This window comes from Mycolicibacterium aurum, assembly GCF_900637195.1.
Taxonomy (GTDB): domain Bacteria; phylum Actinomycetota; class Actinomycetes; order Mycobacteriales; family Mycobacteriaceae; genus Mycobacterium; species Mycobacterium aurum.
Map to the genome: position 1 here is coordinate 1956558 of NZ_LR134356.1, position 16385 is coordinate 1972942.

The 16385-nt window shown below is 66.7% G+C and carries 14 protein-coding genes; 7 read left to right on the forward strand and 7 right to left on the reverse strand.

Annotated features, from left to right (window positions below; translation table 11 throughout):
• Positions 1 to 2 precede the first annotated feature (2 nt).
• Positions 3 to 1205, reverse strand: coding sequence for a cytochrome P450 (locus EL337_RS09270; RefSeq protein ID WP_048634631.1), 1203 nt, complete (start codon positions 1203 to 1205; stop codon positions 3 to 5).
• A 91-nt stretch (positions 1206 to 1296) separates the two neighbouring features.
• Here EL337_RS09270 and EL337_RS09275 point away from each other — a divergent pair, with 91 nt between their 5' ends.
• The gene (locus EL337_RS09275) at positions 1297 to 2784 is read left to right on the forward strand and encodes a coniferyl aldehyde dehydrogenase (RefSeq protein ID WP_048634632.1); all 1488 of its coding nucleotides are present in this window, start codon (positions 1297 to 1299) and stop codon (positions 2782 to 2784) included.
• Here EL337_RS09275 and EL337_RS09280 read toward each other — a convergent pair.
• The 3 genes from EL337_RS09280 to EL337_RS09290 all read right to left on the reverse strand — a co-directional run bounded on the left by EL337_RS09280 (position 2781) and on the right by EL337_RS09290 (position 6125).
• A complete protein-coding gene (locus tag EL337_RS09280; protein ID WP_048634633.1) occupies positions 2781 to 4433 on the reverse strand; it encodes a medium-chain acyl-CoA ligase Mig in 1653 nt (550 codons plus the stop codon). The genes EL337_RS09275 and EL337_RS09280 overlap by 4 nt on opposite strands.
• Before the next feature lie 61 nt (positions 4434 to 4494).
• The gene (locus tag EL337_RS09285) at positions 4495 to 5112 is read right to left on the reverse strand and encodes an isochorismatase family protein (RefSeq protein ID WP_048634634.1); all 618 of its coding nucleotides are present in this window, start codon (positions 5110 to 5112) and stop codon (positions 4495 to 4497) included.
• The gene (locus EL337_RS09290; protein WP_048634635.1) at positions 5109 to 6125 is read right to left on the reverse strand and encodes an aromatic ring-hydroxylating oxygenase subunit alpha; all 1017 of its coding nucleotides are present in this window, start codon (positions 6123 to 6125) and stop codon (positions 5109 to 5111) included. Before EL337_RS09290 ends, EL337_RS09285 begins: the two co-directional genes overlap by 4 nt.
• 95 nt (positions 6126 to 6220) lie before the next feature.
• Between EL337_RS09290 and EL337_RS09295 the strand changes: the two genes are divergently transcribed.
• Both EL337_RS09295 and EL337_RS09300 read left to right on the forward strand, forming a co-directional pair.
• Entirely contained in the window at positions 6221 to 7855 is a 1635-nt protein-coding gene (locus EL337_RS09295; protein ID WP_048634636.1) for a flavin-containing monooxygenase, read from the forward strand.
• Complete coding sequence (locus EL337_RS09300; RefSeq protein ID WP_048634637.1) at positions 7852 to 8976, forward strand: alpha/beta fold hydrolase; 1125 nt, start codon at positions 7852 to 7854, stop codon at positions 8974 to 8976. Before EL337_RS09295 ends, EL337_RS09300 begins: the two co-directional genes overlap by 4 nt.
• Here the strand turns inward: EL337_RS09300 and EL337_RS09305 are convergent.
• Positions 8945 to 9565 (reverse strand): TetR/AcrR family transcriptional regulator, encoded by a 621-nt coding sequence (locus EL337_RS09305; protein ID WP_048634638.1) that lies wholly within the window; start codon positions 9563 to 9565, stop codon positions 8945 to 8947. The two genes, EL337_RS09300 and EL337_RS09305, sit on opposite strands and share 32 nt — an antisense overlap.
• A 117-nt stretch (positions 9566 to 9682) precedes the next feature.
• Between EL337_RS09305 and EL337_RS09310 the strand changes: the two genes are divergently transcribed.
• The gene (locus EL337_RS09310) at positions 9683 to 10057 is read left to right on the forward strand and encodes a nuclear transport factor 2 family protein (RefSeq protein ID WP_048634639.1); all 375 of its coding nucleotides are present in this window, start codon (positions 9683 to 9685) and stop codon (positions 10055 to 10057) included.
• A gap of 44 nt (positions 10058 to 10101) precedes the next feature.
• Positions 10102 to 11130 (forward strand): TIGR03857 family LLM class F420-dependent oxidoreductase, encoded by a 1029-nt coding sequence (locus EL337_RS09315; RefSeq protein WP_048634640.1) that lies wholly within the window; start codon positions 10102 to 10104, stop codon positions 11128 to 11130.
• 55 nt (positions 11131 to 11185) lie between these two features.
• Here EL337_RS09315 and EL337_RS09320 read toward each other — a convergent pair whose 3' ends face one another.
• Positions 11186 to 12682: an acyl-CoA carboxylase subunit beta gene (locus tag EL337_RS09320; protein WP_048634641.1), complete on the reverse strand. Its 1497-nt coding sequence runs from the start codon at positions 12680 to 12682 to the stop codon at positions 11186 to 11188.
• A gap of 77 nt (positions 12683 to 12759) precedes the next feature.
• On the opposite strand from EL337_RS09320, the gene EL337_RS09325 reads away from it, so the two are divergent.
• The gene (locus tag EL337_RS09325) at positions 12760 to 13791 is read left to right on the forward strand and encodes an LLM class F420-dependent oxidoreductase (protein ID WP_197724213.1); all 1032 of its coding nucleotides are present in this window, start codon (positions 12760 to 12762) and stop codon (positions 13789 to 13791) included.
• Between the two features lie 12 nt (positions 13792 to 13803).
• Complete coding sequence (locus tag EL337_RS09330) at positions 13804 to 15039, forward strand: cytochrome P450 (protein ID WP_048634642.1); 1236 nt, start codon at positions 13804 to 13806, stop codon at positions 15037 to 15039.
• Between the two features lie 8 nt (positions 15040 to 15047).
• Here the strand turns inward: EL337_RS09330 and EL337_RS09335 are convergent, their stop codons facing one another.
• Entirely contained in the window at positions 15048 to 16343 is a 1296-nt protein-coding gene (locus EL337_RS09335) for an amidohydrolase family protein (RefSeq protein ID WP_126316547.1), read from the reverse strand.
• Positions 16344 to 16385 lie beyond the last annotated feature (42 nt).

Below are 16385 nucleotides of genomic sequence, written 5' to 3' on the forward strand. Positions count from 1 at the left end.
CGTCAGCGGCGGCTGAACGTCACCGGGATCGACGTCGGAGACCGGAACGGCTGACCGTAGATGTGCGGGTCGCCGTCGGTGAGCAGCTGGATGTCGGACAGGCGGGTCAGCAGGGTCTCGCACGCCACCCGGGTTTCCATCCGCGCCAGGTGCAGCCCCATGCAGGTGTGTTCGCCGGCGGCAAAGGACAGGTGTGGCACCCGTTTCCGGAAGATGTCGAACTCTTCTGCGCGTTCCCAGCGTCGCTCGTCGCGATTGGCCGAGCCGATGCACACGTCGATCACCGAGCCTGCCGGGATCGGCACCCCGTCCACCTCGGTGTCCTCGTTGGCGAAGCGCTGCACCGTGGTCAACGGCGTCTCATACCGCAGCGCTTCCTCGATGGCGGGTCCGATCAGTCCGTGATCGGCGGCGACGGCGTCGAATTGGTCGCGGTGGGTGAGGAGAAGATAGAGCAGATTCCCCGACGACCGGTAGGTCGTCTCGAGTCCGGCCGGCAACAACAGGCGCAGGAACGAGAAGATCGCTTCGTCGGTGAGGCGCTCACCATCGATCTCGGCCGAGACCAGGTCGCCGATGATGTCCTCGGTGGGCGCCGACCGCCGCTTCTCGATCTGGGTGAGAAAGTAGTCCTTGAGCGCGGCGGAGGCTTCGAATGCGCGCTTGTATTTGACGGTGTAGCTGATGAGTTCGACCGCGCGTCTGCGGAACCACGGCAGGTCTTCTTCGGGGAGCCCGAGGAGTCGGGAGATGACCCGGGTAGGGAACTCGAAGGTGAAGTCGCGCACCAGGTCGGCGCTGCCGTCGGAGATGAACTCGTCGATCAGCCCGTCGACGACGGGCCGGACGATCTCGGGCTCCCACCGGGCCAGCGACCGTGACTTGAACGCCGCGGAGACAAGGTTGCGGTGCTCCCAGTGCCGCTTTCCCTCCATCGCCAGGATCGTCGGACCGATGAACATACCTATGGTCGCGTCGTAGATCGTGGAATTGAATGCCTTCCCATCCCGGAACACCCGGTTGACGGCATCGAATGACACCGCTGCGTAGAGGTTCTCGGGCTTCAGCGAATCCGGTGTCTTCGACCAGTCCATCACCGATCCGCGGAAGACACCGCCGTCGGCGCGGCGCCTCGCGAACATCGGATAGGGATCGCGCAGATCGATGGGCCCGTCCATCGCGACGTCCTCTACCGGAGTGTTCATGTGAGTAACTGTAATGCTTACAGTAATGGACTGTACAGAACTGTTATGGTGGCCATGACCGCAGGCCGGTGTCCGCAGGGAAGGATCGCAGATGGCAGCATCTCGCGGCGACGGTGTCGTCGGAGTGCGCCGGCAGGAACCGATGTCGGCGGTCCTGGAACGCCAGCGCGCCGCCTTCATGGCCGACGGACCAGCCGATGCGGCCGTGCGACGCAACCGGATCGACCGGCTGGTGGCGCTGGTCCTGGACAATGTCGACGACTTCACCGACGCGATGGCGTGTGACTTCGGGACCCGTCCGCGAGCGGGGTCGTTGTTCACCGAGATCATGGGCATGCTGTCGGTGATCGAGCACACCAGATCCCATGTGCGGCACTGGATGCGGCCGCAGAAGCTGATGCGGCCGATGCGTACGTTCGGGCTGCGGGCCGAAGTCGAACCGTCGCCGCTTGGGGTGGTCGGCATCATCGGACCCTGGAACTTCCCGCTGAACCTGGTGGTGCTGCCCGCGTCGGCGGCGTTCGCCGCAGGCAACCGGGTGATGATCAAGATGTCCGAGGTCACGCCCCGCACCGCGGAGTTGATGAAGGCCTTGGCGGGCAGGTATTTCAGCCCTACCGAGCTCACCGTCGTCACCGGCGGGGCGGATGTCGCCGCGGAGTTCGCGGCGCTGCCGTTCGACCACCTCTTCTTCACCGGTTCGCCGTCGGTGGGGATGCTGGTCCAGCGGGCGGCGGCGTCCAACCTGGTCCCTGTCACCCTTGAGCTCGGCGGTAAGAACCCGGTGGTGGTGGCGCCGAGGGCCGATGTGGCCCGGTCCGCCGCACGGATCGCCCGGGCCCGCATGGTCAACGGCGGTCAGGTGTGCGTGTGCCCGGACTACGTCTTCGTGCCGGAGGCCCAGGTCGACGCATTCGTCGGCGTCGTGCGCGACACCCTGCGCTCGATGTTTCCGGCGATCGTCGCCAACGGCGACTACTGCTCCTCGGTGAACGACGCGCACTTCGACCGCGTGGTCGCGCTCGTCGAAGACGCCCGCGCCAAGGGCGCCACCGTCGAGGCGGTGGCACCGCCGGGCGAAGTGCTGCCGGACCGCACCACCCGAAAGATCGCCCCCACGATCGTGCAGAACGTCGACGACAGCATGCGCATCGCCGAGGAGGAGACCTTCGGGCCGGTGCTGACGGTGCGGCCCTACCGCCGACTCGCCGACGTCGATGATTACGTCAACGCCCGGCCGGCGCCGTTGGTGGCGTACTGGTTCGGGCCGGACGACCGCGACTTCCGCTCGTTCGTCAGGCACACCCGCAGCGGCGGGGTGGCACGCAATGACTTTGGTGCGCAGATGATCCCGTCGGCTGCACCGTTCGGCGGAGTCGGGCGCAGCGGCACGGGCGCCTATCACGGCAAGGCCGGGTTCGACGCATTCAGCCACTATCGGACCGTCGTCGGCAGCGATCTTCCCTTCACCATCACCGGCCGTGCCGCGCCGCCGTTTCCGCGGTCGACGACGCTGACCACAGCGCTGGCGCTGCGGATGGCTCACCGCCGAACACGTCGGCGGCTGAAGAACTCCTAGCCGCCCGCGATTGCCTGCTCGCGGGCCCACCGGTAGTCGGCCTTGCCTGCCGGACTGCGCTCGATGGCGGGCCGGAACACCACCGCTTTCGGCAGCTTGTAGCGGGCAATCACGGCGGAGGCGTGCTCGATCAACTCGTCCGCCGCGGCGGTGGCGCCGCCGGCGAGTGCGACCACGGCCACGACCTCCTGGCCCCAGCGCTCGCTGGGCCGGCCCGCGACGACGACGTCGGCGACGGCGGGATGCGACGCAATGGCCGACTCCACCTCCTCGGCGAAGATCTTCTCGCCGCCGGAGTTGATGGTGACCGAATCGCGGCCGAGCAGTTCGACGGCACCGTCGGCGAGGTGCCGGGCGCGGTCGCCGGGCACCGAGTACCGCACACCGTCGATGACCGGGAAGGTGGCCGCGGTCTTGGCGGCGTCGCCTTTGTAACCCAGTGGGACATAGCCGCGCTGGGCCAACCAGCCCATGCCGTCGTGCCCGGGCTCCAGGATGGTGCCGAGATCTTCCGCGGCGACGTAGGTGTCGGGTCCGGCAGTGAACTTCCCGGTCGATACCGCGCCGGGGGCGGACATGTGCGTCATCTGTGCGCCGGTCTCCGAGGAGCCCACGCCGTCGACGACCATCAGGTTGGCCTTGGCATCGATGAGCCGCTGCTTGGCCGTCGGAGTCAGCTGCGCCCCGCCGTTGGCGACCACCGCCAGTGACGACAGGTCCGCGCTGGTCCGTTCGAACGCCTCGGCCAGCGGGCGGGCCATCGCGTCGCCGACGACGGTGACGGCCAGGATCTTCTCCCGCTCGATCGTGCGCACGACGTCGTCGACGTCGAGATGGCTGGTGACCGGTGAGAACACGACGGACTGACCTGTGTTCATCGCGGTGAATACCGCCCACTGTGCGGCGCCGTGCATCAGCGGCGGCAACACCATCAGCTTCGTGCCCGGCGCCTCGGCGCACCGCGTGGTGATGTCGTCGTAGGACGTGGCCAGTTCCCCGGTATAGAGGCTGCGCCCGCCGAACGAGGTCATGAAGATGTCGTGCTGGCGCCACAGCACGCCCTTGGGCATGCCCGTCGTCCCGCCGGTGTAGAGCACGTAGAGGTCGTCGGGCGACGGTTCGACCGGCGGCGCGGCCGCCGGACCCTCGGCCACGATCGACTCGTAATCGACGGCGCCGGGAAGCAATTCGTTGCCGGAGTCGTCGGCGATCTGGATCAGGACCCGAAGCTTGGGCAGGTCGGCGAGCACTTCGGCCAGCCGCGGCGCGAACGCCGCGTGATAGAGCAGCGCGGTGGCCCCCGAGTCCGACAGCAGGTATTGCAGCTCGCTCTTGACGTAGCGGTAGTTGACGTTGAACGGTCCGACCCGTGCCCGCCACGCACCGAGCATGCCCTCGACGTACTCGGGGCCGTTGTGGGCGTAGATGCCCAGCAGGTCCTGACCGACCTCGTGGCCGGCGAGCTCGGAGCGCTCGGTATGACAACCCAGGCCCTGCGAGTGCAGGTACGCGGCGAGCCTGATCGAGCGTTCGGCGATCTGCGCGTAGGTGAAGCGGCGTTCGCCCTGGATGATGAACTCGCGATCACCGATGACGGCGGCGACGGCGTCCGCGGCGGCCGGGACGGTGAACTGGATCGACTCGGTCATGCGATGGACTCTAGACGTCCGCCCGCGACGAGTGGACAGATAGCCGCAACTTGTATGGTCGTCACTGGTGGCGCCACGCGTCGACCAGTTCGTCGGTGGTGGTGACTGTCGCCAGCAAGGACAGGGTGTTGTCGATGACGGCCGCGGCGTAGCCGGCCGGAACCCCGGCGACGCCGTCGCGCGGGACGACGACGCGGTAGGCCGCGTTCACGGCGTCCATCACCAGGTTGGGGATCGCGACGTTCACCGATACGCCGACCGCGACGATGGTGGTGATCCCGAGGTTGCGCAGCACCGGATCCAGGTCGGTGCCACCCATCGGTCCGACGCCGTGCCACCGGCGCAGCACGAGATCACCTGGTTGGGCGTCGAGTTCGGGGACGAGGCGGGTTCCCGGCCCATCCGGGTCGAGGTCTACCCCGGCGCCGACGGAAAAGAGTGTCGCGTTGTGGTTGGACCCCCGGCCATCCGGGCGACGTTGCACCACGCAGTGCACCACCGACACCCCGGCCGCCCGCGCGGCGGGCAGGAGACGGGCGATGGCGGGCAGTGCTTCGCGACGGGCTTCGGCGGCAAGGGCGCCGAGCGCGGCGTCGGGTCCGACGACGGCGGCCTGGCACTCCTGGGTGACGATCGCGGTGTGGCGTGGTGCGACGAGGTCGGACAGCGGGATCCTCATGAGGTGCCCGCGGGTTGTCCGGCGGGGGGAATGTCATAAAACCTGGTGGCCCATTTGCGCATGGCCATATACGGTTTCGCGTCGATCTTGGCCAGCGCCGGTCGTTCGATGTACTTCTGGTAGCGCCAGATGTCGACGTCCTCCCAGACCGTCTTGAGGAACTGTCGTTCCACCTTCTCGCGCACCGGTGCAGGAGGGATGTCCGAGGTCTCACCGGGCAGCTTCGGCCACCAGATCGAATAGAACATGTTCGACACCTCGTCATCGACGGGCGTGCACGCGAAAATCAGCCGGTGGTTCGACGAGCCCTCGAATGCGCTCATCGCGAAGCCGAGGCCGGAGAAGTGGCTGTGGATGCGCAGCGCCATCTTGTCGGGGTCGTCGCTGCGGGCATCCGGCCAGCCGGTGAGGAAGCGCCACTCTTCGTCGACGTGCTCCCAGTGCAGGCACACCGGCGTCACGGAGGCGCCGTGCACGTAGCGAAAGTGTGAGCTGTCGGGTCCGTTCTCGGCGACGATCTGCGGATGCACGGGGACGGCGTCGGCGCGGCGGGAGAACTCGGGATACGGCCGGTAGTAGGCGTTCGCGTCCGTCTCGAACTGGGGGAACTTGTCGAAGATGTCGGGCAGCTCCCACTGCGGTTCCTTGCCGTGGGGCTGGTGCCATATGAAGATGCAGCCGTACTGCTCCTGGACCGGGTACGACCGCAGCGTCAGGCCCCGGTTGGGGCGGTCCGGCTGATAGGGGATGTAGGTGTTGGTGCCGTCGGGTCCCCAGCGCCAGCCGTGGAACGGGCACTCGACACAGTCACCCACCACGGTGCCGCCGTGACCGATGTGGGCGCCCAGGTGCTTGCAGTGGGCTTCCAGGACGTGCAGGGCGCCCGCGTCGTCGCGGTACACGGCCAGGTCTTCGCCGAAGTACTTCAGCGCCTTGACGTCACCGATCTCGAACTCGGCCGACCATCCGATCATGAACCAGCCGGTGACTTTCCAGGTAAACGGCACTTTCATGGCGACTCCATCGATCAGGCACGGTTCCGGCGCAACTACTGTAATAGTTACAGTAGCCTTCCCCTGACAGCCCGAACGCCGACTTCGCGAGGACTATGACAGTGCCGTCGACACCTGAACCGCGGTCTTTCGACGCGATCGTCGTGGGTGCGGGGTTCTCCGGCCTCTACGCCCTGCACCGGCTCCGTGAACTGGGACTGCGGGTTGCAGTGCTGGAGCGGGCCCACAACGTCGGCGGCACATGGCTGTTCAACCGCTACCCGGGCGCCCGGTGCGACATCGAGAGCATCGAGTACTCCTACAGTTTCTCCGAGGAGATCCAGCAGGAGTGGGTGTGGACGGAGACGATGCCCGCCCAGCCCGAGATCGAGGCGTACCTCAACTTCGTCGCCGACCGGCTCGACCTGCGCGGCGACATCCGATTCGACACGACCGTCGTCGCCATGACCTTCGACGAGGATGCCGCCGAGTGGACCGTGCAGACGGGCGCGGGGGAGTCCTACGTCGCCCAGTTCGTCGTCGCGGCCACCGGCATCCTGTCGGTTCCGGTGGAGCCGACCATCCCCGGGATGGCCGACTTCGACGGCATGTCGTTGTACACCAGCCGCTGGCCCGACGGCGGAGTCGACCTGACGGGGCAACGTGTCGGCGTGATCGGCACCGGGTCGACCGGTGTCCAGCTGATTCCGGTGGTGGCGCGGGAAGCGGCTCATCTGAGCGTGTTTCAGCGCTCGCCCGCCTACACTCTGCCGTGGGAGGTGCGGGTGTTCCAGCCGGGCGAGCTCGACGAGCTCAAGTCCCGCTACCCGGAGATCCGGGCCGCCCAGCGTGAGCACCCGGTCGGTGCGGCCCGGCTCAGCGCCTTCTCGGTGCTCTTGGAGATGTTGACCAAGCCACCGCTGAAGTCCGCCTCGGAGGAGGAGCGACGGCGCGCGGTCGACGAGGGCGGCATCATGGGCGCGCTCAACTGGGGCGACCTGTTCTTCGACATCGAGGCCAACGAGATGGCGGCGGCACTCTACGGCGAGGCCGTCGCCCGCATCGTCGAGAACCCCGAGACGGCCAGGGCCCTGACACCCAGCCACCCGTTCGCGTGCAAGCGGCCGATCATCGACCAGGGGTACTACCAGACCTACAACCGCGACAACGTCACGCTGATAGACCTGCGCAGCGACCCGATCGTCGCCGTGCGCCCCGGCGGTATCCAGACCGAGCGCGCCACGCACGATCTCGACGTGATCGTGTACGCGACCGGATTCGACGCGATGACGGGGGCGCTGAGCCGTATCGACATCCGTGGCCGCGGTGGGATGTCGCTGGGGGCGTTCTGGGCTGACGAGGGCCCGCTCAGCTACCTGGGAATGGCGGTCGCCGGGTTCCCGAATCTGTTCACCATCCAGGGACCTGGAAGTCCCTCTGCGGCATCCAATTTCGTTGCCGCGCTGGAACAGAACGTGGAATGGATCGGCGAGTGCGTTGCGCATCTACGCAGGCATGGCTACCGGACCATCGAGGCGCTGCCGGGGGCGCAGCAGGATTGGATCGACCAGGCCACGGCGCTGGTGGCTCCCACGGTGCTCGTCCACCCGTCGTGCAGCTCCTGGTACAACGGCGGCAACGTGCCCGGGAAGAAGCGGATGTACATGGGCTACACGGCTGGTATCCCCGAATACCGGCGTCGCTGCGACGAGATCGCCGACGCGGGCTACACCGGGTTCACGCTCGCGTGAAAACGCCCGAACGCCTCTGGCGCCTGGGCAGTGACGTCGCGGGCGTCCTGCCGCGGGCCCACGCGGCGGTGGCCGGATCGCGCGACTGGCATCCGCTGTCGGTCGGGGGTGCCCGCCAACTCGGCGAGGTCGTGCTCGACGAACTGGCCCTGAGCGGCATGACTCTGACGGCGCCGCCGCCGACGCTGCCGCGATCGGTGCAGTCATGTGTGGACGCCGCGGCCGAGCTCGCCGTACTCGGAGTGTCGGGTGCGAACACCGATCCGCCTCCGCTTCAGGTCACGTCGGTCACGCGACGCCGGCTGGGTCGGCAGAACTATGAGCGGCTGACGTTCGACCACGACCCGGCGCTGCCGGCGGTCCTGGCGCGGGAGGGTTTCGGCGGGTCTGCCACCGCCGTGGTCCATCTGTGCAGGCAGGGCGACGATCGACGGCCATGGCTGGTATGGGTGCACGGTGCGGGCCAGGGACACCCGATCGACCTGCTGTTCTCGCGTGCGCGGCGGATCCAGGAGGACCTGGGGTTCAACATCGCGCTTCCGGTCCAGCCGGGTTGCGGAATGCGCGGCAACGTGTGGCCGCCGTATCCGACGATGGATCCGTTGGCCAACGTCGCGGGCATGATGCGTGCGGTCTCCGAGGTCCGTGCGGTACTGCGATGGGTGCGGCCGCAGGCCGGCGCCGTCGCGGTCGCAGGCGTATCGATGGGAAGTCCTGTCGCCGGGCTGGTTTCGCACCTCGAGCCGGTGGACGCCGCAGCGGTGTACACGCCGATCTTCGGCCTGAACGCGATGATCGCCACCCACCTCGGGCGATGGGGACCCGCGGTGCGCGACACGGTCGCACTGCTGCGCTCCGAACCTGTCCGACAGGTGATGTCCGCGGTCGACTACCAGTCCGTCGCACCGTCGGCGCCACCGGACAGACGTCTCATCGTCGGCGCATGGCATGACCGGATGGCCATGCGGGAGCCCGCGCTCGCGCTGCACGAGCGCTGGGGCGGCGAGCTGTTCTGGCATCCCGGCAGTCACGTGGGACACCTCTTTGCCGGCGGCGTACGGGCGGCGTCGGATCGCTTTCTGCGCGCGGTCAGCGAGCCACCGAGCCGTAATCCCGAATGAGCCGTGCACGCACATACCTCAGCGCGCCCGCCATGTCGAACGGGAACGCCTGCATGACCCACTGGTATGCGATGCCCAGCAGGGCTGCCCCGAAATCGTTGACGGCGTGCTCGATGTCGATGTCCGGGCGCACCGAGCCGTCGTCGATGCCGGACCGCAGACCGGCCTCGACCATGTGCGCAGCCCGCCGCAGCCACATCTGGATGTACGGGTTCGCCTGGGAGGTCGCCTTGGCCGCCTCGAAGGTCAGCACGAAGATCGCCCGCAGCAACTCGCGGTCCTCGGCGTAGAGCGATGAGATCCGGTCGAGGTGCGCGAGGGCCTGCCCGAGACCGTTCGATTCCGGGTCGGGGGCGGGGTTCAGCTTCTTCTCGTACTCGGTGGCGAACAGCGTCTCCAGGATCGCGTCCTTGCTGCCGAACCGTGCGTGCACCATCGCCCGGCTGTATCCGGCGCGGCGGCCGATATCGGCTGCAGTGGTTGCTTCCCAGCCTTTTTCGCCGATCAACGCCACGGCCGCCTCGAGCAGCCTGCGCCCGGAGATCTCGAGGCGTTGGGGCTGTGTCAGACCTCTGGCCGGGGAAGGCACCCTTGCATGTTAGACGCTCGACAACTAACTTAGTTGCACCGCGTCAAATATCTTTGGGAGGTCAACGGTGACTTCGGGTGGCCCGACCCAGCGTGCGTGCCCTGCCGAGGTGCTCGCGTGACACGATCCGCCCGCGAGGTGGTTGAGCAGTACAACCTCATCGTCTGGAACGAGCGCGATTTCGCCCTGGCCGACCAGCTCCTCGGTGACAGCGTTATCCGCCACGGCGTGGGGGAGGTGACCACCCTGACCCACGAGCAGGCTGTCGCTCGCGTCGTCGACTACTGGGCGATGTTCGAGACGATCCGGTTCGACCTCCATCTGGTGGTGGCCGGCGATGACGGCGAACACGTGACGGTCGTGTACCAGTCGCCGATGACACTCAAGGACGGCACCGAGACCACCATCGGCAGCATGGAGATCTTCCGCGTGGTCGACGGCAGGATCACCGAAGTGTGGAATTGTGGCCACAAAGAAGGAGTTTGGGCGTGACGGAGCCGGTGGGCAGGAGCGAAGCGACACGGAGCAACAGAGTCTTGGATGAACTCGGTTTCTACCTACTGGCCGGGGCAGGAGGCGAGGGGCCGGCCGCGCTGATGGACGAGGCGCGCCGTGGCGAGGAGCTGGGCTTCGGCACCGGATTCATCTCCGAACGGTGGAACGTCAAAGAGGCGTCCTCGCTGACCGGCGCGGCGCTGGCCGTGACCAGCCGTATGCAGATTGCTACCGCGGCAACCAATCACAACACCCGTCACCCGCTCATCACCGGGTCGTGGGCCACCACGATGCACCGGCTGTCGGGAGGGCGGTTCACACTGGGGCTGGGCCGGGGGATCGCCGCGATGTACAACGCGTTCGGGGTGCCTGCGGTGACGACCGCGCAGATGGAGGACTTCGCGCAGGTGATGCGCAAGCTCTGGCACGGGGAGTTGATCTTCAACCACGACGGGCCCATCGGCAAGTACCCGGTGCTGTTCCTCGATCCCGACTTCCGGGAGGACATCCGGCTGGCCATCGTCGCGTTCGGTCCGCAGACGCTGGCACTCGGTGGCCGCGAGTTCGACGACGTCATCCTGCACACGTACTTCACGCCCGAGACAGTGCAGCGGGCCGTCAAGACCGTGAAGGACGCCGCCGAGCAGGCGGGTCGTGACCCCGCCGCGGTGCGGGTGTGGTCGTGTTTCGCCACCGTCGGGGATCATCTGCCCGAAGAGTTACGACTGAAGAAAACCGTCGCCCGGCTGGCCACCTACCTGCAGGGCTACGGCGATCTGCTGGTCAACACCAACGGCTGGGACACCGCTGTGCTGCAAAGGTTCCGGGACGATTCGGTGGTGCAGTCGATTCCCGGCGGCATCGACCACAAGGCCAGCGCCGAGCAGATCGAGCACATCGCCACGCTGATCCCCGAAGAGTGGCTGGAGCCCTCGGCCACCGGCTCGGCGCAGCAGTGCGTCGACCGGGTGCGCAAGGAATTCGACTACGGCGCCGACGCGGTGATCATGCACGGCGCCACACCCGACGAACTGGAACCGATCATCGCCGCCTACCGCGCCAGCGAGTGAAGTCGGGGTAGTTGGTCACGCTGAGGGCGACCCACTGCACCGAAATCGCTTGAGTTCAGGGGGTGATGACGGTTCGGGATACGGGTTCCGCCGCCGCCTGCCTGCTGTAGAGGCCCCGCTCCAGTGCATCGATCAGGACATCTCTGGTCTCGGCGGGGTGGATGAGGTCGTCGAACCCGAGATGGCCCGCGGACCGGAACGACGCGTCCACCTCGGCCTGGCGCAGCTTGGCCTCGATGTCCTCGGTGGCGTGTGAGGCCCGGCTCAGCGCCGCGGCACTCATGGCCCCCATCGTCGCACCGGGGTAGGCGAACGTCGCACTCTGGTTGTCGAACCCGAGCAGCGACATGACCATCGAACCGAATCCATAGGCCTTGCGCAGCGTCACATGGAGTTTCAGCGTGGTCGCAGCGGTCTGTGCGGCGAACATCCGCGCCCCGCTGCGCAGCACGCCGGTCTTCTCCGACCGGCTGCCCGGCAGCATGCCCGGGTTGTCGGCGAGGAACACGAGGGGCACGTGGAACGCATCGGCGACGGTGATGAAATGCGCTGCCTTGTCGGCGGCGTCGGCATCGATGGACCCGGCGAGCACGTTGGGCTGGTTGGCGACCACCGCGACGGGATGGCCGCCGAGGTGGGCCAGCGCGCAGAGCATCGCCTTTCCGAACTTCGGCTGCACCTCGAACCAGCCCGTGTCGTCGAACACCACATCGAGCACCGCGCGCATGTCGTACACCTGGCGATTGCCGCGGGGCACGATGTCCAGCAGCTCCGGGGTCGACCGACGCGCCGTCGACTCGCCCGCGGGCAGCGACGTCGGATACGACCAGGCGCTGGAGGGGAAGAAGGACAGGTAGCGCCGGATGTCGTCGAGCACCGCGACGTCGTCCTGGCCGAGGTTGTGGATGACCCCGCTGGCCAGCGCGACCGACGGCCCACCCAGGTCTTCCTTCGAAATCTCCTCGCCGGTGGACTCTTTGACGACCGGCGGGCCGGCCGTGAAGATCGCGCCCTGGCTGGTCATGATCGTCCAGTCGCACACCGGCGCGACGAGGGCACCGTGTCCCGCGGACGGGCCGAACAGGCCGCCGATGGTGGGCACCTTGCCCGAGCACTGCGCCTGCGCCAGAAGATCGGTGGGCGTGCGCCCGTAGTGTTCGCCACTGGGCCGGAACCCCGCGCCCTCCAGCAGCATGACCAGCGGTACCCGGTCACGCAGCGCGAGCTCGGCGAGGCGGTACCGCTTCGCGTTGCCCCCGGGGCCGATGCTGCCCGCCAGCGTGGTGAAGTCCTCCGCGCCGATCATCACCGGCCTGCCGTCGACCAAACCCGAGCCGGCGACGATGCCGTCAGCGGCGATGTCACCGCCGACGAGCGTGCCGAATTCGCGGAAAGAGCCCTTGTCCACCAGGTGGTCGATCCGGCTGCGGGCGTCGAGTTTGCCTTTGTCGCGATGCCTGGTGAGGCGGTCGTCGCCGCCCATCGCCCTGGAGTGGTCCCGCCTGCGCGTCAGCTCGTCGAGCGTGTCCGCCCAATCCTCGGCTCCGGCCATGCGCAGACTCCTGTTCTCGGCTCGCCACACGTCGCAACGTTGACCATACTGAATTGCTTACTGTAGCGTCGTTCGGCATGGGTGCTGAAGGCGGCCTCAAGGTGGACGCTGCCGTCGTCAGTCAACTGTCCCACGTTCCGGAGGGCGCCAGAACACTGGAACGCCGGGGCTATGACGGGTGCTGGACGGCCGAGATCAATCACGATCCATTCCTGCCGCTGACGCTTGCCGCCGAGCACACCCACCGCATCGAGTTGGGCACCAGCATCGCCGTGGCGTTCGCCCGCAATCCGATGACCGTTGCCCAGGTCGGGTGGGACCTGCAGGACTACTCGCAGGGCCGCCTCATCCTGGGACTCGGCTCGCAGATCAAGCCGCACATCGAGAAGCGGTTCAGCATGCCGTGGAGCAAGCCTGTCGCGAGGATGCGCGAATTCGTGGTGGCGCTGCACGAGATCTGGGGATGCTGGCGCGACGGCTCCCGGCTCGACTTCGAGGGCGACTTCTACACGCACACGCTGATGACCCCGATGTTCGTCCCGCCCCCGCACCCACACGCTGACCCCAAGGTGTTCGTCGCCGCAGTAGGCGACAGGATGACCGAGATGTGCGGTGAGGTGGCCGACGGCCTACTGGCGCATGCGTTCTCGACTCAGCGGTACATGCGGGAGGTGACGATCCCCACGCTGACGCGGGGTATCGAGCGCTCCCGGCGAGAGCGCGGCGACGTGGAGGTGGCCAGCCCGCTTTTCGTCGTCACCGGTCACGACGAGCAGGAACTGGCTGCCGCCACCGTTGCCACCCGCAAGCAGATCGCCTTCTACGCGTCCACTCCGGCCTATCGCGCCGTGTTGGAGTTGCACGGCTGGGGCGATCTGCAGACCGAACTACACCGGCTCTCGCGCGAGGGGGACTGGGACACGATGGGGTCGCTGATCGACGACACCATCCTCGGGGAGTTCGCCGTCGTCGCGACGGTCGACCATCTGGTCGATTCCATCAGATCTCGGTGTGACGGCCTCATCGACCGCGTCCTGCTGGGGTTTCCGTCATCCATCGACGAGGCGACGGTTGTCGATCTGGTGTCTGAATTGCGCAGCGGCACATAAGAGGAGACAGAGATGAGCGTTCGAGTAGCCGATGAGGCCGCCAACGTGTTCGCCGATCCGGCGGCCTACGCCGACGAGGCGCGGTTACATGCGGCGATGACCCACCTGCGGGCCCATGCCCCGGTCGCCTGGGTGGAGGTCCCGGACTACCGCCCGTTCTGGGCGATCACCAAGCACGCCGACATCATGGCCATCGAACGGGACAACACCCTGTTCACGAATTCGCCGCGGCCTGTGCTCACCACCGCGGAGGGTGACGCCCAGCAGGAGGCCATGGGCATCCGCACGCTGATCCACCTGGACGATCCGCAGCACCGCAAGGTCAGGGCGATCGGGGCGGACTGGTTCCGGCCGAAAGCCATGCGCGCCTTGAAGGTTAGGGTGGACGAGCTGGCGAACTCGTTCGTCGACAAGATGGCCGACCGGGGTGGGGAATGCGACTTCGTGCAGGAAGTCGCCGTGAACTTCCCGCTCTATGTCATCATGTCGCTGCTCGGCATCCCCGAGTCCGACTTCCCGCGCATGTTGACCTACACCCAGGAATTGTTCGGCAGCGATGATGCCGAGCTGCAGCGCGGCATCACGATGGAAGAGCGCGGGATGGCGCTGTTCGAGATGTTCACCTACTTCAACGACATCACCGCGGCGCGGCGCGCCCACCCCACCGAGGATCTCGCGTCAGCGATCGCCAACGCCCGGATTGACGGCGAACCGCTGTCCGACATCGAATCCGTCTCGTACTACCTCATCGTGGCCACCGCGGGGCACGACACGACGAGCGCCACGATCTCTGGCGGCCTGCAGGCGCTGGCCGAGAATGCCGATCAGCTGCAGCGACTGCAGAACACTCCGGAATTGTTGCCACTGGCGGTCGAAGAGATGATCCGCTGGGTCACCCCGGTCAAGGAGTTCATGCGAACCGCCACGCAGGACACCGAGATTCGCGGTGTGCCGATCGCGGCGGGGGAGTCGGTGCTCCTGTCCTACCCGTCCGGCAACCGCGACGAGGACATCTTTGCCGACCCGTTCCGCTTCGACGTCGGCCGCGACCCGAACAGGCACGTTGCGTTCGGCTACGGCGTGCACTTCTGTCTGGGCGCCGCGTTGGCACGGATGGAGATCAACAGCTTCTATTCCGCGCTGCTGCCCCGCCTGAAGTCGGTCGAGTTGGCGGGCAGAGCTGAGCACACCGCGACGATCTTCGTCGGTGGGCTCAAGCACCTGCCCATCAAGTACTCACTGGGCTGATAGCGCCGTTACTTCTGCGCGGCGGTGGCGGCGCCCATCTGTTCCTGCCAGTTCTTCGCCGAGTCACCGGATTTCGGGTGATGCGACAGTGCCTGGATCGAGACGTCGTGTCCTTCGGCGGCTTTGCGTAACGCCCCGACGGTGGCCTGCTCTTTGGGGATGTGGGTGAACGGGTCCCAGTTGTACCAGCGCATGGCGTTCTCGAACGTCATCTTGTTGATCTCGGCGTCGGGAACGGCGTTGCTGGTGAAGACCTCCTCGAGCTGCTCGGGAGCACCCGGCCACATCGAATCACTGTGCGGGTAGTCAGCCTCCCAGCAGATGTTGTCCACCCCGATCTGATGCCGCGTGGCCACCCCTACCGGATCGGCGATGAAGCAGGTCAGGAAGTGCTCACGAAACACCTCCGAGGGCAGCTTGCCCCCGAAGTCCTGCCCGGTCCACGTCGAATGCATCTCATAGGTGCGATCAACCCGCTCCAGGAAATACGGAATCCAGCCCGTCCCACCCTCAGACAGCGCGATCTTGAGGCCGGGATACTCCTTGATCGGCCGCGACCACAACAGATCCGCCGCCGCCTGCACGATGTTCATCGGCTGCAACGTGATCATCACATCCATCGGCGCATCCGGGGCGGTGATCGCCAACCGGCCCGAGGACCCGATATGCACATTGAGCACCGTGTCGGTGTCCACCAGCGCATCCCACATCGGCTTCCAATACTCGAAATCATGAAAACTCGGATAACCCATCGCCGAGGGATTCTCCGAAAACGTCAACGAATGCACCCCGCGGGCGGCGTTACGGCGGATCTCAGCAGCACACGCCACGGGATCCCAGATCACCGGCAACGTCATCGGAATGAACCGCGCCGGATACGCCCCACACCACTGCTCGACATGCCAGTCGTTGTAGGCCTGCACCAACGCCAGCGAGAACTCGGCATCCTCAGTCGCGAACAACCGCCCCGCGAAACCGGGAAACGACGGAAAACACATCGAGCCCAAAATGCCACCGGCATTCATGTCCTTGACCCGCTCATCGACCTTCCAACACCCAGGGCGGATCTCATCAAGACCCTGCGGCTCCAGCCCGTACTCCTCCTTCGGCCGGCCCGCCACCGCATTCAACGCCACATTCGGAATCACCACATCCCGGAACTGCCAGGTATCCGACCCATCCGGGTTATGCACCAACCGCGGCGCCTCATCCAGATACTTCCTCGGCAGATGATTCTTGAACATGTCCGGCGGCTCCACGATGTGATCATCAACGCTGATCAAAATCATGTCGTCTTTGTGCATCGCCGTCCCGTTTCTGTGGTCGCTTACCGTATGGACGACAGT

Bases quoted from the DNA above. Each gene is read 5' to 3' on its own strand.
- EL337_RS09275 (WP_048634632.1), top strand. From the start codon at position 1,297: ATGGCAGCATCTCGCGGCGACGGTGTCGTCGGAGTGCGCCGGCAGGAA.
- EL337_RS09320 (WP_048634641.1), bottom strand. From the start codon at position 12,682: ATGGCCGGAGCCGAGGATTGGGCGGACACGCTCGACGAGCTGACGCGC.
- EL337_RS09295 (WP_048634636.1), top strand. From the start codon at position 6,221: ATGACAGTGCCGTCGACACCTGAACCGCGGTCTTTCGACGCGATCGTC.
- EL337_RS09335 (WP_126316547.1), bottom strand. From the start codon at position 16,343: ATGCACAAAGACGACATGATTTTGATCAGCGTTGATGATCACATCGTG.
- EL337_RS09270 (WP_048634631.1), bottom strand. From the start codon at position 1,205: ATGAACACTCCGGTAGAGGACGTCGCGATGGACGGGCCCATCGATCTG.
- EL337_RS09330 (WP_048634642.1), top strand. From the start codon at position 13,804: ATGAGCGTTCGAGTAGCCGATGAGGCCGCCAACGTGTTCGCCGATCCG.
- EL337_RS09290 (WP_048634635.1), bottom strand. From the start codon at position 6,125: ATGAAAGTGCCGTTTACCTGGAAAGTCACCGGCTGGTTCATGATCGGA.
- EL337_RS09280 (WP_048634633.1), bottom strand. From the start codon at position 4,433: ATGACCGAGTCGATCCAGTTCACCGTCCCGGCCGCCGCGGACGCCGTC.
- EL337_RS09285 (WP_048634634.1), bottom strand. From the start codon at position 5,112: ATGAGGATCCCGCTGTCCGACCTCGTCGCACCACGCCACACCGCGATC.
- EL337_RS09325 (WP_197724213.1), top strand. From the start codon at position 12,760: ATGGGTGCTGAAGGCGGCCTCAAGGTGGACGCTGCCGTCGTCAGTCAA.